Annotated in this window: 21 protein-coding genes; 5 read left to right on the top strand and 16 right to left on the bottom strand. The window is 52.7% G+C overall.

What is annotated here, in order from left to right:
• Window positions 1-226: 226 nt before the first annotated feature.
• From ACIPUG_RS17425 to iolG, 5 genes are all read right to left on the bottom strand, one after another.
• Window positions 227-1,360 (bottom strand): Gfo/Idh/MocA family protein, encoded by a 1,134-nt coding sequence (locus tag ACIPUG_RS17425; protein WP_400339450.1) that lies wholly within the window; start codon window positions 1,358-1,360, stop codon window positions 227-229.
• Window positions 1,361-1,400: 40 nt separating this feature from the next.
• Window positions 1,401-2,432 (bottom strand): ABC transporter permease, encoded by a 1,032-nt coding sequence (locus ACIPUG_RS17420; RefSeq protein ID WP_010281439.1) that lies wholly within the window; start codon window positions 2,430-2,432, stop codon window positions 1,401-1,403.
• A gap of 12 nt (window positions 2,433-2,444) precedes the next feature.
• The gene (locus tag ACIPUG_RS17415) at window positions 2,445-3,992 is read right to left on the bottom strand and encodes a sugar ABC transporter ATP-binding protein (RefSeq protein ID WP_400339447.1); all 1,548 of its coding nucleotides are present in this window, start codon (window positions 3,990-3,992) and stop codon (window positions 2,445-2,447) included.
• A 72-nt stretch (window positions 3,993-4,064) separates the two neighbouring features.
• Window positions 4,065-5,003 carry a substrate-binding domain-containing protein gene (locus ACIPUG_RS17410; RefSeq protein WP_010308444.1) on the bottom strand — a complete coding sequence of 313 codons (939 nt, stop codon included), beginning with the start codon at window positions 5,001-5,003 and terminating at the stop codon, window positions 4,065-4,067.
• Between the two features lie 80 nt (window positions 5,004-5,083).
• On the bottom strand, window positions 5,084-6,070 hold the full coding sequence (gene iolG / locus ACIPUG_RS17405; RefSeq protein WP_400339445.1) for an inositol 2-dehydrogenase: 987 nt from the start codon (window positions 6,068-6,070) through the stop codon (window positions 5,084-5,086).
• A gap of 549 nt (window positions 6,071-6,619) precedes the next feature.
• Between iolG and ACIPUG_RS17400 the strand changes: the two genes are divergently transcribed.
• Window positions 6,620-7,324 (top strand): zeta toxin family protein, encoded by a 705-nt coding sequence (locus ACIPUG_RS17400; protein ID WP_039509301.1) that lies wholly within the window; start codon window positions 6,620-6,622, stop codon window positions 7,322-7,324.
• A gap of 26 nt (window positions 7,325-7,350) precedes the next feature.
• Window positions 7,351-7,926: a hypothetical protein gene (locus ACIPUG_RS17395; protein ID WP_039509303.1), complete on the top strand. Its 576-nt coding sequence runs from the start codon at window positions 7,351-7,353 to the stop codon at window positions 7,924-7,926.
• Between the two features lie 75 nt (window positions 7,927-8,001).
• Here the strand turns inward: ACIPUG_RS17395 and iolD are convergent, their stop codons facing one another.
• Window positions 8,002-9,933 (bottom strand): 3D-(3,5/4)-trihydroxycyclohexane-1,2-dione acylhydrolase (decyclizing), encoded by a 1,932-nt coding sequence (gene iolD / locus ACIPUG_RS17390; RefSeq protein WP_400339442.1) that lies wholly within the window; start codon window positions 9,931-9,933, stop codon window positions 8,002-8,004.
• 153 nt (window positions 9,934-10,086) lie between these two features.
• Window positions 10,087-11,598, bottom strand: a complete 1,512-nt coding sequence (locus ACIPUG_RS17385; RefSeq protein ID WP_014914754.1) for a CoA-acylating methylmalonate-semialdehyde dehydrogenase — start codon at window positions 11,596-11,598, stop codon at window positions 10,087-10,089.
• Between the two features lie 327 nt (window positions 11,599-11,925).
• On the opposite strand from ACIPUG_RS17385, the gene ACIPUG_RS17380 reads away from it, so the two are divergent.
• The 3 genes from ACIPUG_RS17380 to ACIPUG_RS17370 all read left to right on the top strand — a co-directional run bounded on the left by ACIPUG_RS17380 (window position 11,926) and on the right by ACIPUG_RS17370 (window position 14,567).
• The gene (locus ACIPUG_RS17380) at window positions 11,926-12,783 is read left to right on the top strand and encodes a MurR/RpiR family transcriptional regulator (protein WP_010281425.1); all 858 of its coding nucleotides are present in this window, start codon (window positions 11,926-11,928) and stop codon (window positions 12,781-12,783) included.
• Window positions 12,784-12,831: 48 nt separating this feature from the next.
• Window positions 12,832-13,137 carry a putative quinol monooxygenase gene (locus ACIPUG_RS17375; RefSeq protein ID WP_400339439.1) on the top strand — a complete coding sequence of 102 codons (306 nt, stop codon included), beginning with the start codon at window positions 12,832-12,834 and terminating at the stop codon, window positions 13,135-13,137.
• A gap of 326 nt (window positions 13,138-13,463) precedes the next feature.
• Entirely contained in the window at window positions 13,464-14,567 is a 1,104-nt protein-coding gene (locus tag ACIPUG_RS17370) for an ABC transporter substrate-binding protein (protein ID WP_014914751.1), read from the top strand.
• A gap of 169 nt (window positions 14,568-14,736) precedes the next feature.
• Here ACIPUG_RS17370 and adrA read toward each other — a convergent pair whose 3' ends face one another.
• From adrA to ACIPUG_RS17325, 9 genes are all read right to left on the bottom strand, one after another.
• A complete protein-coding gene (gene adrA / locus ACIPUG_RS17365) occupies window positions 14,737-15,798 on the bottom strand; it encodes a diguanylate cyclase AdrA (protein ID WP_400275734.1) in 1,062 nt (353 codons plus the stop codon).
• A gap of 232 nt (window positions 15,799-16,030) precedes the next feature.
• Window positions 16,031-16,867, bottom strand: a complete 837-nt coding sequence (gene licT / locus ACIPUG_RS17360) for a BglG family transcription antiterminator LicT (RefSeq protein ID WP_014914749.1) — start codon at window positions 16,865-16,867, stop codon at window positions 16,031-16,033.
• 90 nt (window positions 16,868-16,957) lie between these two features.
• Window positions 16,958-18,385, bottom strand: coding sequence for a glycoside hydrolase family 1 protein (locus ACIPUG_RS17355; protein WP_400339435.1), 1,428 nt, complete (start codon window positions 18,383-18,385; stop codon window positions 16,958-16,960).
• Between the two features lie 327 nt (window positions 18,386-18,712).
• Entirely contained in the window at window positions 18,713-20,341 is a 1,629-nt protein-coding gene (locus ACIPUG_RS17350) for a protease pro-enzyme activation domain-containing protein (RefSeq protein WP_277517423.1), read from the bottom strand.
• A gap of 18 nt (window positions 20,342-20,359) precedes the next feature.
• Window positions 20,360-20,917 (bottom strand): chorismate mutase, encoded by a 558-nt coding sequence (locus tag ACIPUG_RS17345; RefSeq protein WP_039287719.1) that lies wholly within the window; start codon window positions 20,915-20,917, stop codon window positions 20,360-20,362.
• A 387-nt stretch (window positions 20,918-21,304) separates the two neighbouring features.
• Window positions 21,305-23,443: a YjbH domain-containing protein gene (locus ACIPUG_RS17340; RefSeq protein WP_400339432.1), complete on the bottom strand. Its 2,139-nt coding sequence runs from the start codon at window positions 23,441-23,443 to the stop codon at window positions 21,305-21,307.
• Complete coding sequence (locus ACIPUG_RS17335) at window positions 23,440-24,222, bottom strand: capsule biosynthesis GfcC family protein (RefSeq protein ID WP_039554457.1); 783 nt, start codon at window positions 24,220-24,222, stop codon at window positions 23,440-23,442. The genes ACIPUG_RS17340 and ACIPUG_RS17335 overlap by 4 nt, the downstream gene beginning before the upstream one ends.
• Before the next feature lie 9 nt (window positions 24,223-24,231).
• Window positions 24,232-24,909, bottom strand: a complete 678-nt coding sequence (locus ACIPUG_RS17330; RefSeq protein ID WP_400339430.1) for a YjbF family lipoprotein — start codon at window positions 24,907-24,909, stop codon at window positions 24,232-24,234.
• A 75-nt stretch (window positions 24,910-24,984) separates the two neighbouring features.
• Window positions 24,985-25,278, bottom strand: coding sequence for a hypothetical protein (locus ACIPUG_RS17325; protein ID WP_039468208.1), 294 nt, complete (start codon window positions 25,276-25,278; stop codon window positions 24,985-24,987).
• Window positions 25,279-25,606: the final 328 nt, after the last annotated feature.

Genomic DNA, 25,606 nt, shown 5'->3' with positions numbered 1-25,606 from the left:
TATACCCTAAATAATTCGAGTTCCAGGAAGGCGGCAAGCGAAGGACAAATTCGTCAGGAACGAATTTGACCAGCCAACGGCTGGCCTTCGGTGAGAGACAGGATGTCTCTCATTTCATCCCGATGAGCTTACTTGAGTAAGTGATTCGGGTGACTGAACGCAGCCAACACACATGCAACTTGAAGTATGACGGGTATAAAAAGAAGAAATCACGTCAGCTGACGTATTAGCCCACCTCATCCACATTCACCCAGCGCGCCGTTTCGTGTGACTGCACGATCGCATCCAGAACTCGCGAGACTTTCCAGCCCTCTTCGAAATCCGGCCACATCGGGACGTCAGCCGCAATACCGTCGATCAGATCGCGCACCTCCACCGTTTTCTGATCGTTAAATCCAATACCGTGTCCGGCGCTGGCGCAAAAAGCCGCATAGTCAGGATGCTGCGGCCCGGTCAGCAGCGTTTTAAATCCCTGCCGGTTCTCCGGTTCGTCATGCCGATAAAGCTTCAGCTCCGCCATGCGTTCCTGCGTGTAACTCAGCGTGCCTTTCGTGCCGGTCACGACATAGGTCAGGCCCATTTTTCGGCCGCAGGCGATGCGCGACGTTTCAATCACACCGCGAGCGCCGCTGGCAAACCGCACCATTGCATGCGCCTGATCTTCATTCTCCACCTGTACTAATTCGCTGCTGCCCGGTGCCGTCGGACGCTGCGTAATCACCGTTTGCAGGTCACCGCAGACGCTGGCGATATCCCCCACCAAATACTGCGCCATGTTGACGATATGCGCCGCCAGATCCCCCAGCGCGCCCAGCCCAGCCGTTTCTTTGAAACAGTGCCAGTCGGCCGGTTTGTTCGGATCGGCCAGATAATCTTCGTTATGCGTGCCGTAAAAATGCACCACGTCGCCAATCTCGCCGCTGGCAATAATCTCTTTCGCCAGCTGTGAGGTCGGGTTCTTCATGTAGTTGAAGCCCACCAGCGTTTTCACGCCCGCCCGCTGCGCGGCATCGACCATTTCTCGGGCATCACGCGCGTTCAGCGCCAGCGGCTTTTCCGAATAAACGTGCTTGCCGTGCTGGATGGCTGCCATCACCATCGTCTTATGCAGAAAATTCGGCGCACAGATATCCACCACGTCAATATCTGGGTCCGCCACCAGCGCACGCCAGTCCCCTGTGGAGCGCAGGAAGCCAAACTCCTGCGCCCGTCGGGCTGCCAGTTCCGGCGATACTTCTGCCAGCATCGCCTTCACCAGATTGCCTTTCAGCGGGAAGACCGTCGGTGCCTGTGCGTAAGCGATGGCATGCGCACGACCGATATAGCCGGTGCCGATTAACCCAATGCGTACATCCTTCATATCTACCTCGGTGCGAAAAGAGAGTCGGTACGGGTGCGGCTCAGATAGCGCCGCGACGGCTCTTGGCGTAGGTGTCGAACGCCACGGCCAGCACGATAATTAACCCGGTAATAATCTGCTGGTAGTAGGCCGATACGTTCATCAACACCAGTCCGTTAATCAGAATCCCCATGATGATCGAGCCGATAATGGTGCCGCTGATCCGGCCGTAGCCGCCCATCAGCGAGGTACCGCCGATGACCACCGAGGCGATAACGCGCAGCTCGAAGGTGATCCCCGCAACCGCTTCTGCGCTACCGAGACGGGCGCTGAGAATGAAGCCCGCCAGCCCGGCCAGACAGCCAATCACGACGTAAACGCTGACCAGCACACGCTGCACGTTCACCCCAGCCAGCCGAGCGGCTTCGGTGTTGCCGCCGATGGCGTACACGAAGCGGCCCCAGCGGGTTTTATGCAGCGCCAGATAACCCAGTAAAGCGACCAGTGCGAAGATCCAGATCGGCACCGAAATACCCAGGATCTCGCCTCGCCCCCACCAGCGATAGCCGGGGTCAAAGCCGGCAATCGGCGCACCGTCGTTCATCACCAGCGTTAATCCACGCCAGATCGTCATCCCGCCCAGCGTGACGATGAATGGCGGCAGACGCAGTTTGGTGACACCCAAACCATGCAGAAAGCCAATGAAGGTGCCCATCGCCAGACAGACGCCCAGTGCAACCAGCCAGCTCAAGCCGTACCAGGCATCCGGATCGACAGTGGTGAAATTGTCGCCTTTAATGACCGAGGCGGCGGTAATGGCGCACACCGCCAGAATCGAGCCGACGGACAGGTCGATCCCCGCAGTCAGGATAACGAACGTCATCCCCACGGCCATGATGCCGTAGATGGAGACTTCGGTCAGAATGTTGGTGATGTTGCGCTCGGACAGAAAATTGCTGTTCTGCGACTGAAAAAAGATCAGCAGCAGAATCATGAAAATAAACACGCCAAAGCGTTCAAAAAAGGCGATTGGGTCAAAACGTCCACGCGGATTGGACGGCGTAATGCTCTTAGAAAGCGGCTGCTGGGACATGCGTCACCTCCGTTATGCTGCGTGTAATGCGTCGTGGCAAATGGCCATCATCGTCATCAGTTTTTCTTCTGTGGCGTCATCGCCATGAATTTCCCCGCTAATCCGCCCTTCGCTGAGCGTGATAATGCGGTCGGAAATCGCCATGATTTCCGGCAGATCGGAGGAAATCACAATCACGGCGACGCCCCGTTTCGCCATATCGAACAGCACCTGATGCACCTCAGACTTGGTGCCGACATCGATGCCGCGCGTGGGCTCATCCACAATCAATACCTTGGGATTCAGTGCCATACAGCGGGCAAGAATCACCTTTTGCTGGTTACCGCCCGACAGCTTGCGCACTTCCTGCTCGCTGTTCACCATCTTGATGTGCAGCGCCTGACGGTAGGCCTCAATCAGGTCGTCCTCCTTACGGGTGTCGACAAACCAGCGCCAGCACATCAGCGACGAGAGGTTGGAAAGCGAGATATTTTCCCTGATTGACAACCCCAGCACCGCGCCCTCTTTCTTGCGGTCTTCCGGCACCAGCGCGATGCCTTGCGACAGCGCATGCAGCGGCGTGGAGGGATAATAGGGTTCGTCATCCAGCACAAATTCACCGGTAGAGAACGCGTCGGCACCAAACAGGCAGCGTGCGATTTCCGTGCGTCCCGCGCCTACCAGCCCGGCAATACCGAGCACTTCGCCCGCATGTACCTGGAAGTTGATGTCCTTAAGCGCGATACCGTGTGCATCCAGCGGCGGTTTTTCGCGGCTTAAGCCCTTCACCGCCAGCCGTACCGGCTTATCCTGATGATGCGTTTCCGAAGGCGGACGGCGGTTAAACACCACGTCACGGCCGACCATCAGGCGAATAATCTCCTGCACATTCGTGCTGGCAACATCGCCGGAACCGGTATAGCGGCCGTCCTGAAATACGGTAAACCGATCGCACAGTTGGAAGACTTCGTGTAGCCGGTGTGTGACATACACCACGCTCACGCCACGCCCTTTCAGCTCGCGCACCACACGGTGCAGGCTGTCGACTTCACTGTCGCTCAGCGCCGCCGATGGTTCGTCCATCACAATCAGCTTGGCGTTCAGCGTCAGCGCTCTGGCAATCTCCACCATCTGCTGCTGTGCCACGCTCAAACGCGCGACCTGCGTCGTCGGCGCAATGTTCAATTTCAGATAATCCAGTACCGCTTTCGCCTCGCGATTCACCGCCAGCGCGTCTACGAATACACCGCTGCTTTGCGGCTCACGTCCCAGGAACATGTTTTCCGCCACGCTCATATTGGGCAGCAGATTAAATTCCTGATAAATGGTGATAATCCCCCGCTTTTGGCGCTCAACGGGCGATTCGAGCGGTAACAGCGTCTCGCCACCAAACCAGATGTCGCCGCTGGTCTGCGGCTGCGCCCCTGCCAGCGCCTTCAACAGTGTCGATTTGCCCGCGCCGTTTTCTCCCAATAGCGCATGAATCTCTCCCGGCTGTACGGTCAGCTGCGCGTTGCTCAACGCCCAAACGCCGGAGAAGCTCTTTGCCAGATTGGTAATGTTCAGTAGGGGTTCCGTCATGTTTACCTTCCTCCCGCAAGGCCGCGCGAACGCGGCCTGCTGAATACCTTTATTGATTACGTAGAAAACGACTTATTTACCCGCTTCGCCAATACGTTCGGCATCGTTCAGGTTATCTTTGGTAATCATGGTCGGTTGGTAGTCTGCCCCGGTGATAGGCGCTTTACTGCGGATGTTGTTGGTCAACTGCGTCAACGCAGTGGTCACTGCGTAGCCCGGACGTTGATCGGCAGTCACAGCCAGCCAGCCGTCACGTACGCGAGCCAGCGCTTCCGGCACGGCGTCAAAGCCGGTTACCATCACGTCGCCGGGTTTCAGACCTTGCCCTTGTAACGCTTCAATAGCGCCCAGTGCCATGTCGTCATTCGCAGAGAGGATCACCTGCGGGCGTTTAGGCAGCGAAGGAAAAACGCTTTCCACGATGCGCATCCCTTCGGAACGCATCCAGTTCCCCGTCTGGTCCGCGACAATGTGATATTTACTGCCACCCGCTTTCAGGCTGTCACGAATCCCCTGCGTACGCTCGATGTTAGAAGACGAACCCGGTTGACCGGTCAGCAGAATGATCTCTGCACCATCTGGGAATTTGGTTTTGACATAGTCGGCAATCGCCTGGCCGCCTTTGTAGTTATTGGCACCAAAGTGCGGCACTGCTTTTTCCGTTTTTACCGAACGATCCAGCGTCACCACGGGCAGCTTGGCATCCTGAATATCGGTAACAGCGCTGGACACCGCGTTAACGTCATTCGGCGATACAACAAAGCCCTGCGCCCCACGCGTAATGGCATTTTCCAAGTCGGCGGCCTGCTTCGGTGAGCTACCCTGCCCATCCAGCACCTGCAAATTCACGCCCAGTTCTTTGGCGGCTTTAACAGCGGTGCGCTGCATATGTACTTCAAACGGCATAGCGAGATTCGGCGTACTGAAAACGATTTGTTCATTTTGGGCCTGAGCAAAACCAGACAGACCCAGTGCGATGGCGATTGCGGAAACGCTGATGATCTTTTTCATATGTCTTTTCTCTGCTTCTGTTATGAGTATGGGTGTAGGGTTGAAAGCAGGTAAAACGCGATGTGCCGATGCCGATACGGTTACACGGCGACCTCCTTGCCTTGAGCCAGTGATTCAAAGGCTTTATCCGCCAGATTCAGCGCACGCTCACCATCCAGCCCGGAGCATTCCGGCTGCGTGCGGCCATTCAGCACCTCGACAAAGTGCTGCCACTCTGCCGCGTAGGCGGCGTGATAGCGCTGCAGGAAGAAGTATTCGGGTTTTGCCGCCAGACAGCCGTCGTCGGTCCACTGCTCAACCACGTTTTCGCGGATGTTACCCGCGCTGAGCACGCCTTTCGCGCCATGCAATTCGAGACGCTGATCGTAGCCGTAGCCGGAGCGGCGGCTGTTGACGATGGTCGCCATCGCGCCAGAGGCGAATTTCAGCACGATGAATGCAGTATCGATGTCGCCCGCTTCACCAATCGCCGGATCGACCAGATTGCTGCCTTGTGCAAAGACTGACACCGGCTCCTCGCCCATAATGAAGCGCGCCATATCGAAATCATGGATCGTCATGTCGCGGAACATCCCGCCGGAAACGCGGGCGTACTCGGCAGGCGGCGGCGACGGATCGCGGGAAATAATCAGGAGAGATTCCGGCTTGCCGATGCGGCCTTCGCCAGCCAGCGTTTTGACACGGCGGAATTGCGGGTCGTAGCGGCGGTTGAAACCGACAAACAACGGCACGTTCTGCTGTTTGACAACGGTCAGACAATCGCGAACGCGGGCAATATCCAGATGCACCGGTTTTTCACAGAAAATGGCTTTGCCATGTTTGGCAGCCAGCTCAATCAGGTCGGCGTGCGTGTCGGTCGCGGACGCAATCAGAACGGCGTGTACCGCCGGATCGTTCATGACCTCATCCACGGTTTGCACTTTGGTGTGGTAGCGTTCAGCCAGCGCCGTGGCATTGGTTGGGTTGGGATCGACCACCGCGTACAGGTTGGTTTCTTTGTGTGCCGCGATGTTCACTGCATGGACCTGACCGATGCGGCCCGCGCCCAGTAAAGCGATGTTAAACATAGGTGCTCCCGTGCTGCCTGAGTGGCGTTTAATGCCAGACTGAAAAAGTGACGGATAACGGCTAGTCGCATTCTCCCCAGCCCCATCATCACCCGCTCTTTACCGCGAATCCTGATAGGTAAAATAAAACATTTATTTCAGTTTTGTATAAATTGAAAATTATGTTTTTGCGCGCCAGTTAACATTTTCATGACATCTTCGCTGTTTTCTGCAACCCCAATCACACATCTAATGAGTATGTCTGTGGCGGTATACCGGAATGTCAGAGGATCGGTCAGACTCTAGCGCACAGCGGGAAGGAAAATGAAACCGTGGTTTGAAAATGAAATGGATATTTCAGATTGGTTCAGGAATATAAGGGAGGATTAGGCAACACTACAGATCGAAAACTTCATCTGCACAGGCTGTCTCTTCATGACATTTTATGCAGATTCAGAGACCGTTTTCCTCCATAAACGTAAGAGTAATGACAGAATAAGAGTGATATTCTCTGATAGTGAATTCTGCTTTTGGATAATTAATAAAAAATGGCATTTAAGGAGATAGTGCATGGATGGTGAGTTACTAACCCCGCTATCACGCAAGGTTGGGAAAGCGATTAAGGAGGTTCTTTATGAACATCTCACTACAGGGAAGACACCTACCGAGAGTAAAGCGGTTCTTTTCATGGCAGGCTCCCCAGCAGCAGGAAAAACGGAACTTCTCAATCGCCTCATTGAACAACATAAGTTAAGCAATTTTGTACGTATTGATGCTGATGACTTCAGATGGTGGTTTCCTTACTACAACGAAGAGAATTCGGTATATTTCCAGAAAGCAGCATCAGAAATGGTTGACTATATCTACAAACGAGCGCTGTCTGATGGATATCAGATAATTATGGACTCTACTTTCTCAAGCCTTAGCATCGCTGAAAGCAACTTTGACAGAGCGCTAAACGCTAACTACAGCATCATGCTCAATTATGTCTATTTTGCCCCAGAAAAAGCCTGGAGCTATGCGCAAGAACGAAAGCGCACCGTGCCGCTTGAGATTTTGAAACGGAATTTCATCAAAAGCCGTGAAGTAATTGTGAACATGCTGAAAACTTACGATGGCAAGTTCACCCTCAATATTTACCACCGTTATGAATCCCCACCATCTTCTGGCAATTTCAGCGTTGAGACAAAGTATAACGTGACTCAATCAACCTGGGCCGCCTCTCATCCTTGTTCATACAACAGCATTGATGATTTAGCCCACATTGGCGTATAATAAATAACCATATTTAAGGAGTTATTATGTCATTCGAAAGAAACGCCGCCAGCGCTGAACGCTCACTGATGGATATTTTCGGTCCTGACGCAAGCGATGACGCGAAAGCAATCACTGAGAGAGCAGCGCAGCTTTCCATGAGTGATATGGCTAACATTCTGAATGCTAAAACATCTTCGAAAAATGTTCTCGCTGTTAATATCAATAATCATTCCCATGATGTTCAGTGGAAAGCGCAAATTTTCAGGACACATCAGATAGCGGAAGTATGGGAACATCCCGTGGGTATAGTTCTGCAGCAAAGCGCTCATACTGCCATGTCCTTTTGGCAGATAACAGAAGCGCTGGAGCAGCTTTCCGTTCCACATAAACCTTTAGATGACTACTGCGCTTTTTTATCCAAACAATATGATAAGTTGCTGGATGATGGCGTCGATCTAGATAGCGTGACTATTTCTCTGAAATACGGAAACCCTGTGACGGGGAAAATGGCCACAGAAACCTATGCTTCAAAAAATAGTAAACGGATAGAGTTAACACATTCCCGGAACCAACCCAATGTATATGGTAAGCGAAGCCGGAAACCATTCGTAAAATCATAATCATATTGCCCCTGATCCGAACAGGGGCTTTTATAGATAATGATATCAAAAACTGTTTTAGCCCAATATCCGACCTTAATACTGCCGTGCGCGGGAAAGCGCGGCTTTCACGTTATTGGCCGCAGACTCAATCTCTGGGTTATCAGCAACCTGCGCCGTGCCAGTGCGCCACCAGGATTCGTAGCCGTGCGTCATGGTCTTCGGTAGCACCTTGATGTCGAGCAGCACCGGCCCCGAATGCTGGCGTGATTCCGTCAGCGCCTGCCTGAGCGAGGCTTCATCGTGCACTCGCCACGCTTTGCAGCCGTAACTTTCCGCGTTCTTGGCAAAATCCACCGGAATAAGCGCACCGCGCAGTTGCCCCGATTCCGTATCACGGTAGCGGTTTTCCGTACAGAAGCTGCCCATTCCCTGACTCATTTGCAGGTTGTTAATACAGCCAAAACCCGCGTTATCGAACAGTAGCACAGTGATTTTGATGCCCTCCTGCACCGCCGTTTGCAGTTCGGTGTGAAGCATCAAATAGGAACCGTCGCCGACCATCGCGTAGACCGGCTGTTGCGGTGCCGCAAGGCGTGCACCAATCGCTGCCGCAATTTCGTATCCCATGCACGAGTAGCCGTATTCCAGATGGTAGCTGTCGGGCGTTTTCACCTGCCACACGCGCTGTAGATCGCCCGGCAACGAGCCCGCCGCGCCCACCACAACCGCGTTATCTTCCAGCTCTTCATTCAGTATGCCCAGCACGCGCGTTTGCGTCAGGTGGGTATTCAACATCTGGCGATATTCATCCAGCTTGTCTTCCAGATCATCCACCACTTCCGGCACCAGTTCGCCTTTGTCCTGCACGGTAAACAGCCGCTGTAGCTCGCGATCCCATTCAGCACGAGCCTGTTCAACGGCCTGCTGCCAGCCGCTACGATACGATGCTGCCGCCAGCCGTTCGGCCAGCGCCTGCAGCCCGACACGCGCATCGGCGATCAGGGGCAGCGCATCCAGTTTTAACGCATCGAACTCGGCAACGTTGAGCAGTAAAAATTCGACGTTCGGGTTCTGAAACAGCGATTTGGAGCCGGTGGTAAAATCGGTTAAACGCGTCCCGACGCCGATAATCAGATCCGCCTCGTGCGCCAGCCGATTCGCCGCCAGCCCCCCCGTCACGCCAATACCGCCACAGTTCAGCGGGTGTGATGAAACGATCGCGCCTTTGCCCGCCTGCGTTTCGCCAAACGGAATCGCAAACTGCTCGGCAAACTGCGCCAGCACATCATGCGCACCGGAATAGCGTACGCCGCCGCCGCAAATCAGCATCGGACGACGTTTTTTCGCAATGAGCGCCGCCGCCTCATCCAGCCGTGCCGCATCCGGCGGACGGCGTTCAAGGTGATGGACGCGCTTGCGGAAAAACGAGGCCGGATAATCCCAGACTTCCGCCTGCACATCCTGCGGTAAACACAGCGTTACCGCGCCAGTATCTGCCGGATCGGTCAGCACACGCATGGCATTAATCAGCGCACTCATCAGCTGTTCAGGACGATTAATGCGATCCCAGTAGCGGGAAACGGGTTTGAAGCAGTCATTGGTGCTAATCGACAGATCGTGATATTGCTCGACCTGCTGCAAAACCGGATCCGGCTGGCGGCAGGCAAAGAGATCGCCGGGCAACAACAGCACCGGAATGCGGTTGGCGGTGGCGGTCGCCGCAGCAGTTACCATATTTGCCGCCCCCGGCCCCACCGATGAGGTCACCGCATAGATTTTCCGCCGCTTGTGCTGTTTAGCGAATCCGACAGCGATGTGCGCCATTCCCTGTTCGTTGCACCCCTGATGCACGGTGAGACGATTCGCCTCCTGCTCCAGCGCCTGGCCGATGCCCAGCACATTGCCGTGACCAAAAATGGTCATGACGCCCTGCACAAAGGGGGATTCTTCACCGTCTACGCTGAGGTATTGCTGGTTGAGAAACCTGACCAGCGCTTGCGCCATGGTGATGCGACACGTATCCATTGATCTACTCCTTAAATAAGGATCTGATTTCTATAATGAACTATGTATATTCAGCGAGCATTTCGTGCGCGAAAATTTAGCCATTCTTATGCTACGTTGTAGCACGCACCCGACTCAGGGCGCTCCATTCATCACCTGTTAGCGGTCAAATCCTCACTCTAACGTGGGCATGACGAAGCTGCTGGTGTGGTGTTCCAGACGGACGCTGGCGGGCCAGCGGCTGGTGACGGTTTTCATGCGGGTGTAGAAGCGCACGCCGTCATTGCCGTGGACATTCAGCGGCCCAAAAATGGAGCGCTTCCAGCCGCCGAAGCTGTGGAACGCCATCGGAACCGGAATCGGTACGTTCACGCCGACCATACCGGCCTGCACCTCTTCGCAGAACTGACGCGCCGTTTCACCATCGCGGGTAAAAATAGCGGTGCCGTTGCCGTATTCATGGTTGTTAATCAGTGTTACCGCCGTCTGATAATCCGGCACGCGCACCACGGACAGCACCGGGCCAAAAATTTCTTCCTGATAGATCTTCATCTCTGGCGTGACGTTATCGAACAGCGTCGGCCCGATAAAGTAGCCTTGCGGGTGCCCTTGAACAGACAAAGTGCGACCATCGATACGCAGCGTCGCGCCCTGATCGACACCGCTTTGAATATAGTCGGCAATCTTCGCCCGGTGCGGTGCGCTGATCACCGGTCCCATTTCATTTTCCTGCCCGTCAACCAGACCTGGCCCGACGCGCATTGCTTTGATCTGTGCGCTCAGACGCTGATGCAGCGCTTCCGCCGTGTCATCACCAACGGCGACCACCACCGACAATGCCATGCAGCGCTCGCCCGCCGCACCAAACGCCGCGCCCATAATCGCGCTGGCGGCCATGTCCATGTCAGCATCCGGCATCAGGATACAATGGTTTTTCGCCCCACCCAGCGCCTGACAGCGTTTACCGTGCGCCGACGCCGTCTGATAAATGTATTCCGCCACCGGCGTCGATCCCACAAAGCTCACCGCCTGCACGCGCGGATCGGTCAGCAGGACGTCCACCGCTTCTTTGTCGCCCTGAACGACGTTAAACACACCGTCCGGCAGACCCGCTTCTTTCAGCAGTTGCGCTAACAGCAGCGAGAGCGACGGATCTTTCTCCGATGGCTTAAGCACAAAGGTATTACCGGTCGCCAGCGCAATCGGGAACATCCACATTGGCACCATCGCCGGGAAGTTGAACGGCGTAATCCCAACACACACGCCGAGCGGCTGCATGAGTGAATGGCTATCCACTCCGGTACCGACATTCGCCGAGTGTTCACCTTTTTGCAAATGGGGAATACCACAAGCAAATTCAACGACTTCCAGACCGCGCGTCACCTCCCCCACGGCATCGGAATAGACCTTGCCGTGCTCCTGTGAAATCAGCCGGGCCAGCGTATCCATGCGTTCTTCCAGCAGCGCTTTGAAGCGAAACAGCACGCGTGCACGGCGCAGCGGAGAATGTTTTGACCACGCAGGGAATGCCGCCGCCGCGCTCGCAATAGCCTGCTCGACTTCCGCCTTATCAGACATCACAACCTGGCGAATCTGCTCGCCCGTCGCAGGGTTGTAAACCGCGGCGTAGCGCTGGCTGTTGCTGGAGGCAATCGCCCCCTGAATGAAGTTAGATACGGTTTCCATGTTTACACCTTTGTGGGTTTTGAGGAGACAAACGGCTGCTATCGGATTACAGTATATGAAATGAATATTCCATTTAACGTAAAAATAAAATAAATGTTGATTATTGTGATCCGCTGCGAATTTTTATGTAAACTTGAAGACAGCTGTCCATAAAGGCAGGCGAGCAGCCTCTGAAAATAGTCTTATCGATAAAAGGTGTGCCGCCGGAAATGTCGTACAGATAAAACAGCCGTATCCAGAAATGAATTTTCTGTTCCGTTTCAGGCGCCAGTCATGCAATCGCCCTAATGGGATAGGTTCTTATACGTCTTTGGGAGATAACCCGATATGCCCATGGCAACCAGCCTGAGAGAATTACAGGAACAGATCCGCGAGCGTTATGATTCGCTCAGCAAGCGGTTACAGCAGGTAGCGCACTATGTGCTGGATAATACCAACAGCATCGCTTTCGATACCGTCGCAGTGATCGCCGAGCGCGCTGACGTTCCCCCCTCAACCTTGATTCGCTTCGCCAACGCTTTTGATTTCAGCGGTTTCAACGAAATGAAACAGTTGTTCCGTATGAATCTGGTGGAAGAAACCGCCAGCTATACTGACCGGGCGCGGCTGTTTCGAGCGATGGAAGCTGATGCCGTGCCAGAAACGCCGCTGGATATTCTGCATGAGTTTGCCCGCTCAAACGCGCAGGCGATGCAACAGCTAGCGGCACGTACCCCGCAAGAGGATCTGCAAAAAGCCGTCGATTTGCTGGCTCAGGCGGAAACGATTTATATAGTCGGGCTGCGGCGCTCGTTCAGCGTCGCCACTTACCTCACCTATGCGCTTAGTCATTTGGAAAGCAGCCCCATTCTGGTCAACGGGCTGGGAGGCATGTTTCGCGAACAGCTCAGCCGTGTCAGTTCGCGCGATGTGGTGGTTTCCATCAGCTTCTCGCCCTACTCACAGGAAACTGTGATGGTCAGTGAGATGGCCGCGAAGGCCGGCGCACGGCAAATCGTGATTACCGACAGTCAGATCAGCCCGCTGGCGACGCTCAGTGACGTTTGCTTTGTGGTGAAGGAAGCGCAGGTTGATGCGTTCCGTTCACAGTCCGCCACGCTGTGTCTGGTGCAATCGCTGATGGTATCGCTGGCCTACCGACAGGGAAACGGCGCAGATCAGAGTGAAAAACAGCAGCGCGGCTAGCCGGAACCCGTTTAATCAGCAGGACAACCATGTAGGGAGAACCATTTTATGCTTAAAGTGATCGCACAGGATTTTATTAAGCCTGAGTGCATTGAGGCAGTCATGCCGCTGTACCGCGAGTTAGTGGAGAAAACCCGACAGGAGCCGCTGTGCATCTCCTATGAGCTTTTTATCAATCAGAAAGATCCAGGGCATTTCACCTTTATCGAAACCTGGCCGGATAGAGGCGCGCTGGATATTCACTGCCAGGCTGAGCACTTCCAGCGGCTGGTGCCGATGATCAATAGCCACCAGCGCGCCGAGTGCACCTTCCTGCTGATGGATGCGTTCGACAGTACTCTCCCCGCCGCTTGAATTCATCCGACGTTAGGTCGCAGGGCGGCCTAAATATCGCCGCAATTCCCTGTTATTGTGCTTCCTTTCACGCCTAAATTTAATTCATTTATTTTGAATTAAAATCTCAATTTTTTCTCATTTCACATTATTCACAACCGGATAACATACGCAAACCCGCAGATAGCAAGCGGATTAACCGTTATCTCAGCAGGGTAATGAATATCAAACAAATTAAATAATTTGATAATCATTTAATGATTCTGCCTATGCATGCTTATCCTGACCAACAACCACAAAGGATAAAAAGTGCATCGGTAGAGACGGCTCTCATTCAGGAGGAATCGATGTTTAAACTAAAACAGGTGGTCGCATTTACGGCGCTGATGGCGACGGCAGCGGCCAGCTATGCGGCAGTAGAGGCCGATAAACGCCCGATTAACGAGCTTTATCAAAATGCGTTACGGGAAGGCGGTATTGTGACCGTCTACGCGGGCGGTGACACCCCGGGTCAGCAGGATGGTATCAAACAGGCGTTTGAAAAACGCTTTCCGGGCATGAAACTCAACGTCATTGTGGACTACAGCAAATTCCACGATGCTCGTATTGATAACCAGCTGGCGACGAATACGCTGGTGCCGGATGTGGTACAGCTACAAACCTTGCAGGATTACCCACGTTGGAAAAAAGAAGGCGTGCTGCTGAACTACAAACCTATCGGCTGGGACAAAGTGTACCCTGCATTTAAAGATAAAGACGGCAGTTGGACCGGTGTCTTTGTCGATGCGTTCAGCAACGTGGTCAATACCAAGCTGATTGCTGAAAATGCCTGGCCGACAGAAGCCAATGACTATTTACGTCCCGATCTGAAAGGCAGCATTGTCTTAACCTACCCGAACGATGACGACGCCGTGCTGTTCTGGTTTAAGCAGGTCGTAGATAAATACGGCTGGGAGTATGTTGCTAAATTCAAAGAGCAGAATCCGGTTTATGTTCGCGGTACGCAGGCTCCCGCAGACGATGTGGAAAGCGGTAAATCAGCGGCGACCTTCTCAACCGACGGCGCACTGGCTCCCGATCAAAACGCGAATTCACGCTTCGTTCTGCCCAAAAGCGATCCGTTTGTTTCCTGGGCACAGCGTGCCGCCATTTTCAAACAGGCTAAACACCCGGAAAGTGCCAAGCTGTATCTGAGCTGGCTGCTGGATAAAGAGACGCAGAGCAACGTCTGGTATATGTGGTCGGTGCGTACTGACGTGGCACCACCTGCTGGTTATAAACCTATCTGGGAATATAAGAACACCAGCCCACAGGCTTTTGCCGACTTCATGAGCGATCGTGCCGCGGTAGAGTCATTCCGTGCCCAGATCGGTTTGTACCTCGGCGAAGTGAAAGGTGAGCCGTCCCCGGGCCACTTAGGGCTGCATCCAAAAGAAGCCTTGCCTCATTAATACGCGACCTGAGTTCTTATAAATCTAGTTGCTTCTTATAAATCTAGTTGCTTCTTATAAATCTAGTTGCTTCTTATAAATAAAAAGCCCTTATCACCATCCGATGGCGATAGGGGCTTCTTTTTATTCGCAGTAAATACACAAAATATCAGGCTGTAGCCTGGTGCATTCAGGCAACTTCGGTTCGGCGACGGCCTTTGTTTTTTGCCCGATAAAGTGCCATATCGGCGGCCTTTAACCAGTCAACATATTGACTCATTTCCGGAGAAATCTCCGCAATGCCGACGCTGACAAACACCGCCAGCTGCGGGGTCTGGTTCAAGAACTTCAGCGACAAACTCTCCCGAATGCGGTTTACAGCATCTAACGCCTCTCCCGCACTGGTCTGCGGTAAAATAACGGCAAACTCATCTCCGCCGAATCGCCCAATGACATCCGTTTCCCGAAAGCCGGATGTCAGTTCACGCGCCAGCAGCAAGATCGCCTGATCGCCGACGTTATGCCCAAAGTTATCGTTAAAGGCTTTAAAATGGTCGATATCAAACAGGACTAACGTCGCCGTACGCTTATAACGCTGGCAAATATCATACTCATGCTTCAGCAGACGTTCCCAGTGGTGACGGTTATAGAGGCTGGTCATGCCGTCATGAATACTGACTTCCATCAGCATACGTTTGTGTTCCGCCAGTTTTAGCGCAGTGGCATAGGTCACGTAGCCCAAAGAAATCGGGTAGATCAGCAACATCGGCAGACAGGCATAAATTTGTATGGGTGTCGTATCCAGCGAAACAGGCACGGCAAACAGCACAAGAGTCAGCGCGCAGCTCACACACAACAATACGATACCCTGCACAAACAGCTTTATCCCACCGCCAGCCGTACAGTTCATCCCAACCATTGCGACAATCAGAGCGCTGGGCAGAAGATTCACGCCCATAAATCCTATCCAGATGCCGCCAAATGCCACATCCAGCAATAAATTACGCTTCTCGCACCGCATAGGGTCGCGTGACCGCAGGGACAACAGGTAAGCAATGTGAGGCCAGATGAAGGTGTTAAGAAAGAGCAGCACCCACAGTAGCGTAGGTACAGACCGGGTCATCAGGACCGAGGATATAAAGAGAGCGCAGAGGATCGTACCGACAATCCGTGGAATATAGACTCGCTGGGAAAAGCGTAGCCCTGAGCGACGTACATCTACCGTCAAAAACGTCGGCGGCGAGGCTGACATAACGACCCCCATGCGGTTCACGAACAAATAGCGAGAAAAAAGAACATTATGGCTGAAAGCCTGTCAGCAACAGTGAGCAATTTTTGAATTTATTTTGTTACATAACGAAACTAACAGGTGTCGTAAGGGTTGGAAAGAGTAGCACGGATGCTAACGATAGCTGGTCTTACCCGTGACTCTCGCCCCATTCCGATTATTGCCGTAGGCGTATCCGCCATGATAGCCCATGTTATTAAGCTGGAGAGGGCTGCAACCGGTTGATATGAATGGTTAAAAACATGATCTCATCGGTGGTGAGATGGCAGGCGTAATTTTTTTCCACATAGTCATACACCTTCATCGCACAGGCATAGGCCCGCGGCATCAATTCAGTAATCCCCTGATAGATAGAGTCATCACCGTGATTCACCGTTTCTCGATTTAACAAACGCAGAGCAAAAAATTTCAGATGCGTCACCAAACGCTGATAATTGAGAGAGTGCTCGTCAAACGTGATGTGGAGATCGTATTTCAGAATGGTCAAAATATCTTTAATGATACCCGCACTTTGCATTGTGCTCTGCATGTCGCTGTTATTTGTCGCATTCGCCAAATGCAGCGCAATAAACCCGGCTTCATCCTCCGGCAAATCGATATCCAATCTCGCGCGAATCAGTTCCAGCGCCTCCAACCCAACGGCAAATTCGCTGCGATAAAACTGGCGGATATCCCACAGCATCAGGTTCTTGATCGTCTGCCCTTTCTTATGGCGTTGAAGCGCAAAGTTGATGTGATCGCTTAAGGCCAGAAACAGCGTGTCCTGTACATCAAGTCGCAGCGTTTTTTGCGCCAGAGTAATGATCTGCTGCGTGACCGCCAGACAGTCAGGCGGAATGTCCGCAAGCAGTTGTGACAGCACATCCGCTATACCGTCGCTTTTTTTCACGAACTGGCTTTCGATACGCTGCGGATCGATAGGGTCACCCACTTTCTTGCCAAAGCCGACGCCCTTGCCAATCGCCACAATTTCCCGTTGGTCATCTGCCAGCACCAGAACGGCGTTATTGCTCAGTATTTTTTCAATGATCATCGCATCAGCCGTCCTGTCTGACGGGAAGGCTCGCTGGCCTTCCCTACCGTTTAGCGCCTCAACGTGATATCGACGAGGCGTCTTCTTTCATTACTTAGCTTCTGAGCTATCCAGCCCATTGTTTTTAATCACATCAGCATACCAGTATGCGCTTTTTTTACGGATACGCCGCAGATCTTTCAGATCGAACTCTTCACGGTTAACGTAAATAAAGCCATAGCGCTTCGAGCATCCCTGATGGGTGGAAATGAGATCCAACGCCGACCATGGCGTGTAGCCGAAGACATCCACACCGTCGGTGATCGCAAGCTGGATTTGCTCAATGTGGCGTTGCAGATAGTCGATGCGGTAATCATCGTGAATCTCACCGTTTTCATCCAGCGTATCAAACGCGCCCAGCCCATTTTCCGTAATGATCAGCGGTAAATGGTAGCGATCGTGCAGCTCACGCAGCGTATTGCGGAAGCCTATCGGATCGATCTCCCAGCCAAAGGCATTTTTCTGCAACCACGGATTACTTGCTCCGCGATGTACGCCTTCTTCACCTGATTTCAGGTGCTGGTCGCCGCCGCGCGCCGTTTCATCCTGCCCGTCATTTTTACTGGCTTCCACCGTTTGCGAGGTATAGTAGTTAAAGGCGATAAAATCGGGCTTGGCCGATGCCAGAATATCCATATCGCCGGGAAGAATCTCCGGCGTATAGCCTTTTTCTTCCATATAGCGCCAGGCCGCGGTGTTGTAGCGCCCGTATACTGCCATATCCAGATACAGCCAGTTGCGGATCGCGTTATAGTTGAACGCCGCCATCACATCTTCAGGCTTTGGTGAGGCCGGATAAATCAACGCGATGTTGGGTGCCGGCCCAATTTTCGCACCGGGCACTTTTGCATGCAGCGCATTCATCGCTTTTGCCTGCGCCACCAGCATGTTGTGGTTCTGCTGATAGAGATTCTGCTTCGGATTTTCCAGCGTAGGATCGAGCGTGCCCAATGCAGAACCGTGCAAAATCATCATGTTTTGTTCATTGATGGTCAGCCAGTACTTCACCTTGTCGCCGTATTCATCAAACAGCACGTTGGCAAAGCGCTCAAATGCATCCACCGTTTCCCGGTTATACCAACCGCCTTTTTCCTGTAACGCCTGCGGCAGATCGAAATGGTACATCGTGACAATCGGCACAATACCGTAATGCAGTAATTCATCGATAAGATTGTGGTAAAACGCAATGCCCGCGGGGTTTACCTCGCCACTACCATCGGGAATGATACGGCTCCAGGCGATGGAAAAACGGTAGGTTTTAAAGCCGATATCGGCAAACAGTGCAACATCTTCCTTGTAACGGTGATAATGGTCGCTGGCGACGGTAAAGTCCGTTGTGCCCCCAGGATAGGACGTTCTGGCATCAATCACCGACGGCCCTTTGCCGTCTTCATTCCATGCCCCTTCAACCTGATAAGCCGATGTCGCCGCACCCCATAAAAACCCCTCAGGGAAACGTTTCAGATGACGGTATTTCACGGTTTTTCTCCTTTTCTCAACGAGATAATTTCTCAACAAGACAGTTTCTTAACAAGACAATGTCAGCGAGATATCACTGATGTTATGGATAGCGCGCGATCGGGCTGGATTCAGGCAAAAAAAAACCTGATACGAACATGTCTGAATAACATGCGTCGTATCAGGTTTCGCTCGGGCCTTCGCCCGATCACGTCCTTCTTATCGGGTTATATCTGCTAACCGCCCCAGACTCAAACCGAGGTCGGGCAATCTGTGATGAATATCACCGATAATCTCCTCATCTGAGCAGGGTGTGCCCTCTGCACCAGCCCTCTCAGGTATGCAGACTCACCGCTCGTGCCCATCATCACGGTCGTGCACGCCATTACCATTGAGCCTCACGAGACGTTTCAACAGCCTTAGCAATTTCATTCCATCCGGCGACCCTAGCCCGGTGCAGGCATCCCATCCTTCAGAGGCGACAAATGCCCCATTATTTCCCCGCACGATATCCTTGCAGCTATTACGATTACGGTACAACAAGGGAGGAATAAACAGCGATGCCGAGTGGGTCAACGCCAGCATACGCGCCAATAATCCCGCCCACAGCGGTGCGACAGCGCTGGTTCCCCCAACAACCCCTTCCCGTCCGTTAACTTCAATCAGATAGCCGGTTTCAGGATCGGCATTGCCGCTGACGTCAGGTACGCCGCGGTGTTGCAAGGGATGATGGCCGCCATATTTGTCGACCAGAGACATCCCTAACTGCCAACCGGGCAACGCAAAATGCTGGCTAACGCCACCGCCCGTCGCGCTGCCGTCTCGGCTATGCCAGGTGGTTTCTTCCATCGATTTTTGCAAGCGGGTGCCACCACAGGCTAAAACGTAGGGGCTGGATGCCGGGAAATCGACGTGCAAACCATGGGGTTCACCATCCTGTGATCCATGATCCCCAGACGCCACACACACCGTAATCCCCAGCGCCGCGGCGGTCTGAAAGGCCTGGTTGTACACCTGTAATGACTGCGCGGTCCATTCTGACTCGCTGGCTCCCCAGCTAATCGAAATCACCGACGGTGCATTTTTCTCATCATAAATCGCCGCGTTAATCGCCTCTAAAAACCCGGCATCGGTATTCGGCGCAAAATACACCACCACTTTAGCAGCAGGTGCCAGCGTACCCGCGATCTCGATATCCATCTGCACTTCGATATCAATCGGGTTCACCTCTTTGTCGTCATCTGACGAAGCAAGGGCATTCTTAGCTCCGCCCACACAAACATCGACGATCTGCGGCGGATTGACGCCCATTCGCTTAAAATAGCGCTCCAACTGCGGTAAGCGATACCCGCCCCCCAGTTCAATAATGCCGATACACTGCCCCGCACCGTCATGTTCTGGGAAGTGGTATTGTTCCGCCAACTCGAGCGGCGTATAGCCCGACAGACGCTTTGCCGTAGCAGAGAACGCGTCATTCATGCGCAGGTAACAGTTCGACGCCAGACGCTCATCAAGGCCTAATACGGCGATAACCACGCCCTGTAGGTATCCCGGCAGATAAATTCCCCCCGCTCTGCCACGAAATGCCCCGTGTTTGTGGTCATACCGGGCTAAGCTCACGCGAAACGCCTGCTCCATTTGCTCCACCGTCCCCGTCAAGAAGACAGTACGGCTGGCCGCATGTTCACGCTCGACAGATAGCTTATAATGCCGCGCAAACGCACGGACATGCTCTATATCGGCCTCATCTGCGCTGAATTTTCTGGCGTAGCTGGCTCTCGATAGCGGCTTATTGGCGCTAATGCCGCCAAATTGTGGATCGATGCTATCGTGCAGTTCGGCGTAATACTCATCATCTGGCGTCGTAAAACGTAACACCAGCATGACTCTAACGTTTTCATTAACATCGCAGCGTTCGCGGTACACGGCGTCAGCGATATTTCCGCGTTCACTCCCTTTCAATAATTGGTAAGTCATCGTCTTCTCTCCACTCAGCTATTTGCCGTCTGGTTCAATTTGACTCAATGCCGCATAAATCTGGCGCTTGTCGTTCTGTGACAGATGCTCAACATTAATAGAAGAAAGAAATGTAGCCTCTTGCTGGGGCGCAAAACGCCCGCCATTCGCAAGATAACGTTTAATACTCACCAAGAGTTGGTCATCAATCGTGAGTAGCGTGGGTCTAATGGTGTCGTTCAGCGAAAGCGGCGTCCAGTCGCTCTCTGGTGTCGCAAGCCAGTCAGCCATGTAACGATACTGAATTGCTTTGCTGGCATTCATTAATGAAGTCACGAACAGCTGTGTACTCTGAGGGGATAAACCAACGGCAGCAGATTGCTCCCGCGCCTTGCTCAAAATACGTTCCTCTTGTTTTAGATCCTCAACGGGCAGGTGTTGACGAGCCTTATACCCCGCAACATCTTTCATCAACACCATCCGCTCCTGAATCAGTTGATAGATACCAAGAGGATTATCCTGCGCTGTGGCATAGAGAGGAACAGACCAAACAGCGCTCATCATTAACGAGATAACAGCGGAAATAGGCAAATTCATCGGGTTGCACTCTCCTGTTAGCACTACCATGAAGATCTATGGCTATGTTTTATTTCGCCATTGCGGCAGGAGATAATAGGTTTCGCTATATGAATCTTCCATGACGAAACTATTTCAATCATTACCCTCAGGACACACTTCGTCTTAACAATGCTCCAGATCGTCACGACGATCGTGGTTAAGCCATTAAATTATCATCAATTTATGGCTAAAGACTCAGAAGCATCATCCTCAGTACGACATGATTAAGATACAAACGATAACCAAATGAAATAGTTCATTTTAGTTATCAAACAATTTGACTCTGCAAAGTAAACAGGCACAAAAAAGCCCGTCGTGGCGCTTGACCATGACGGGCTTGATTAAGCCTAAACGGATCGGGATCGATTAATGATCGGTGAGACCATACAGCGAGCTACGGCGCTGCAGCATTTGACCACCGTCACGCGTCAGCGGTACCCAACCGACCGCCCCACGTTTCACCGTCGGTTCAGTGAACAGCAGATCAAACGGTATGGAGACGTAGAAGCCCTTGCTGAAGCTCCCTTCACCATATTCAGCGGCGCTGACGTTGGTTTTAGTCGCAAAGGCACCCGCAACAATCCCGCTGTCAAAGCGGCGAGACAGATCGAGGGTTACCCCTTTGTCCCCTGCCAGATAACGGCCCACACTCACTTTCGCCACCGCACCTTCCATAAACGGCAGTTCCCAGTAGGCAGTCAGATGGCCTGTGACCACATCGTAATCGGCCATACGCATGATGTCGTTCCAGTCACGCTGTTTGACGTAGTTAACATCCATCCCCAGCGCCCAGCTTTTACCAAACGGCCGATACAGCACCTCAGACCCGACACCCGCGTACATCATTTCCAGATAGCCGCCGTAGACCTGGGTATACCAGTCCTGTGCAGGGTTATCCCTACGAGTCAATTGCAGATTGGTCAGCAGCAGATCCGAAGAAGTGACGTATTCACGCACCCAGGTTCTGACGCGTGGCAGCGCTGCGCCATCCGCCGGCGGCGTTTTGTAATTGAACTTGTCGTAGTTATCCAACAGGTTCAGCGTCGCGGTTCCCCCTACGCTCCAGTGATCGCTGATCCGATAGTCAACGTTACCTTTCAGCGCAATCTGGTACATATAGAAGGACTCAGCGCCACCGAAAGACTGCGTCAGCGTTGGATCTAATGAATACGTCAGGCGATCGGGTTGCGCAAGCAACACCTGCTGACCACGAACATCGGATACCGGCTCTTTACGATGCGTTTCAGGTTCTGGTTGACCAAGCGGAACAGCGGCCTGCTTAACCTGATGGAAAGCTTTGGCATCCACTTCCGTGCTGGCAATCGGTAAGCGCTGGCTGCGCTGAACAATGTGATATTCATCAATACCGTTCGGTACATGGTTTGCCAATACCGTCGCCGCGCGCTGTGTTGCCTGCTCGCTATCACGATACTTGGTTTGATCGGCAACAATGGTGACCTGTTTTTGGTCCGCGTAGATATCGGCATCCTTAAAGCCGGCCTTATCATTCAGCTCTTTCGAAACGAGCTGCCAGTTTGTGCCTTTGCCATCCTGCACCGGCGCATAGACGGGTGGTGCATCGTCTAAATAGTTCGGCTTCAGATCGTTGAAATTTGTGCGTAGGGTAAAGCCCCACATCAACGTATTGCCGCGCTGCCACGATAAGGTGGTATCTAACACATCTCCGACGCGATAAACCGCACCGATGTTGAAAGGAGAATCCTGTTTGATTTTTTCACTACGTCTACGATCTGCTGCCTCATTGCTATAATCGTTACCGTCGTATTCCAGCTTTAAACGCAGGGGATCCCAAGGGGTCTGGTACTCAATGCCACCAAATAGTGCAGCCGGCCCATGGAAGAAATTACCAACCTCAAACTCTCCACCGGTACCTGAAGAATTTTCGCTACGCTGGCAGAAACTCGCTTTCAGCGAACAGGCCGGGTTTTTAATGTTGCCGCTCTGGGCCATATTGCCCCACCCCATACCCAGGGTGAAATCAAACGGCCCCATACGCTTACTCGCCACCAGGTATTCGCTATCGAACAAGCCCGTACCGGCAATATCACGCAACCCCAGCGACACATCCGGCAACCAGTAGCTTTCTTGCCACAAACGGGCTTTGACATCGAACGCCTTATCCTTGTAGGTTTGGCTACCGCTGAAATCAGGGCTATCACTATAAAGACGGGTACGGATGTCGGTATAACGCACCGTGGTTTCCAGCCAGTCAAAGAGCTGGAGCGATATGGAATAACGCCGATATTCCTCATTATCGCGGTAGTTAAGGCTGAATTCGCCCGTTTCCGCCATACGTGCGGTCGGCATCTGCAACAGGCCCGTGCCGCCAAAATCAGACTGTGATACCCCCGCAGGCTGAAAGCGCAGATTCGGGTTCGTCGCAGTACGGCTGCTTTCTGTTTCCGCCGCCATCGCCTGCGCACTCAAGATGCCGCCAATCGCCAACGACAGACAGCTTAATTTAACGTTTCTGTTCTTGGTCATTCGAGTGGAGTCCGGTTAGCCAGATAGTCAGCAAGCTGATCGTTAAGTGATGACATATCCTGTGGTAAAACTGCGGGATCAAAACCGATAAAGAGCGTTTCCCCCGCCGCGGGTTCAACATGCTGACGGTTCCACAACGCCAGCGGCACTTTGCGCCACTTGCCATTTCCCGCGATCAGATAACCATAGCTGTTATCCGCCCCTGCAAGGAGTCGCCGTCCAGAGAGATAATTTTCGACCGACCATCCGGCACGCAGCGCCACTTTACCCGATGTTTCCAGTTCACCCACGTCAGCGGAGGTATTGACCAGGCCAATCAGGGACAGCTTGTCATCATGAGGGGCCACATACAGTGCATATTCCCCCACCAGAGGGCGATTATTTTCTGCATATACGCGCACGCGGTCGGGATCTAAATCTGTGCGGATACGCCCAGCGACATTAATCGGATTAATGGTCTTTCTCAGCAGCCAGGCGGAGATAGCCAGATCGCCATCGCCTGAATTGCGCCAACGTGTTTCCAGTTCAGCCAGCTTTTGCAGCAAGACATCCCCTTGCGCGCGTACTTTCTGCGTCGTCGCAAAATCAGAAATAAATGCGGTTTGCCAGTTAATATTCTGTGGCCAGGGAACCTGTTCGTAAAATTTTTCAAGACGCGTACCGTCGTCAAGTTTAACGACAGCGACCGTCTCTTGAGGCGATTTCACCGTCAGTTGCGCAGACGTCGCGACGCCGGAAACCAGCAGCAACAAGGTAGCGATACGATTGAGTGCCAACATTGCAGCCCCTTATTGTGCGTAGGGTTTTAATACGGTGAATGTAACCAATGCCATACCCGGCCCCATATACTGCTGGCTTTGAACCACACTTCCGTTAGTCGGATCAAGCCAGTAACTATTCGTGTAAGATTCATTCAAGGCGGGAACCGTCACCTGCTCATCAAAGCGCAGCAACTCACGCGAGGTATCCAGTATTTTTACGATTTCTTTGCCACGAGCCTGAAAAACGGACCGGGTATCGTAACCACCACGGAAGACCTGAGCCCATTCAACCCGACTTTGCCATGTCATTGGCATCGATGTCTTCAACAGGCCTAACGTCAGGGGATCCTGTTGCAGGTTATCCACATAGGTAATGTCTTCGCCGAAGCCCTGTGTTTTCACCAGACGACCATGTTGGGTCGCGACTATATTTTTATCGGCCCCGATCCATTTCAGTTGGTTCTGTTCAGCAAAAGCGAGCACGACAAACGCTTGCGGTGCCTTACCCACTTTCAGATAGGCTGATGCATACGGTGTATTGGCAACCTGTTTGGCCGTCACATGGGTATCGTCCTGACCCAAAAACGCCAGTTTGAAGGTTTTGCCCACCTGTTCCATATTTTGGGAACAACCGGTTAATAGAATTGAGAAAAGAGGGATGGCAATCAGCGCTTTCATTTCTGCTATTCGTTTTATTCTTGTCATGCGATGAAGTTCTCGTTGAACAGCGTAGCCCGGAAAAAGAAAGGCCACCGAAGTGGCCTTGGAACTTAAACGGAATTAACTACGAGTACCAGTGACTGTCGTTGTTCCCGTGCTCGGGCTGCTATCGTCATTGCTGGCAACAGCAACAGCGACACCAACAGCGACAGCGGCAGCAACACCGACTGCAATCAGAGCAGTGGTACCGGCAGCAGCACCGGCACCAGCAGCACCAGCGGCAACACCAACGCTTGCGCTGGAGGTCGTGGTGGTCGTGGTACCCGCAGCCGTTGCGCTGGAGACGCCATCAACAGCAAACGCGTTTGACGACATGGCCAGAACAGCGGCCAGCGTGATTAACGTTTTCTTCATTACGATTTCCTTTTTAACATGAAGTACTTCAGGGTGGGGTACCGTCGAAAAGACCATACCCCGTCCTTCATTCCAGCCAGCACAACGGCAAAACTATCTATTTTTGCGTCGTTACCGACCGTTACTGGGATCCTCCCAGTAATGAGTTACAGTTCAATGGCTATCAAACCACCTCTGATAAGCAACACCAGAAAGCAAAACTACAACTCGATTTTTGCAACACTGTTAAAAATAGCAAGATCCCGATGTAATAAACAGCAATGATCTCGGTAAAAAAGCAGATTTCTTTAATGAAATTTACAGTATTGCAGAAAAAAAGTCATAGATA

This window comes from Pectobacterium sp. CHL-2024 (assembly GCF_044751765.1).
Classification (GTDB): Bacteria; Pseudomonadota; Gammaproteobacteria; order Enterobacterales; family Enterobacteriaceae; genus Pectobacterium; species Pectobacterium brasiliense.
The sequence above is the reverse complement of the archived record's forward strand: the minus strand, read 5'-3'. Positions and strand labels throughout refer to the sequence as shown.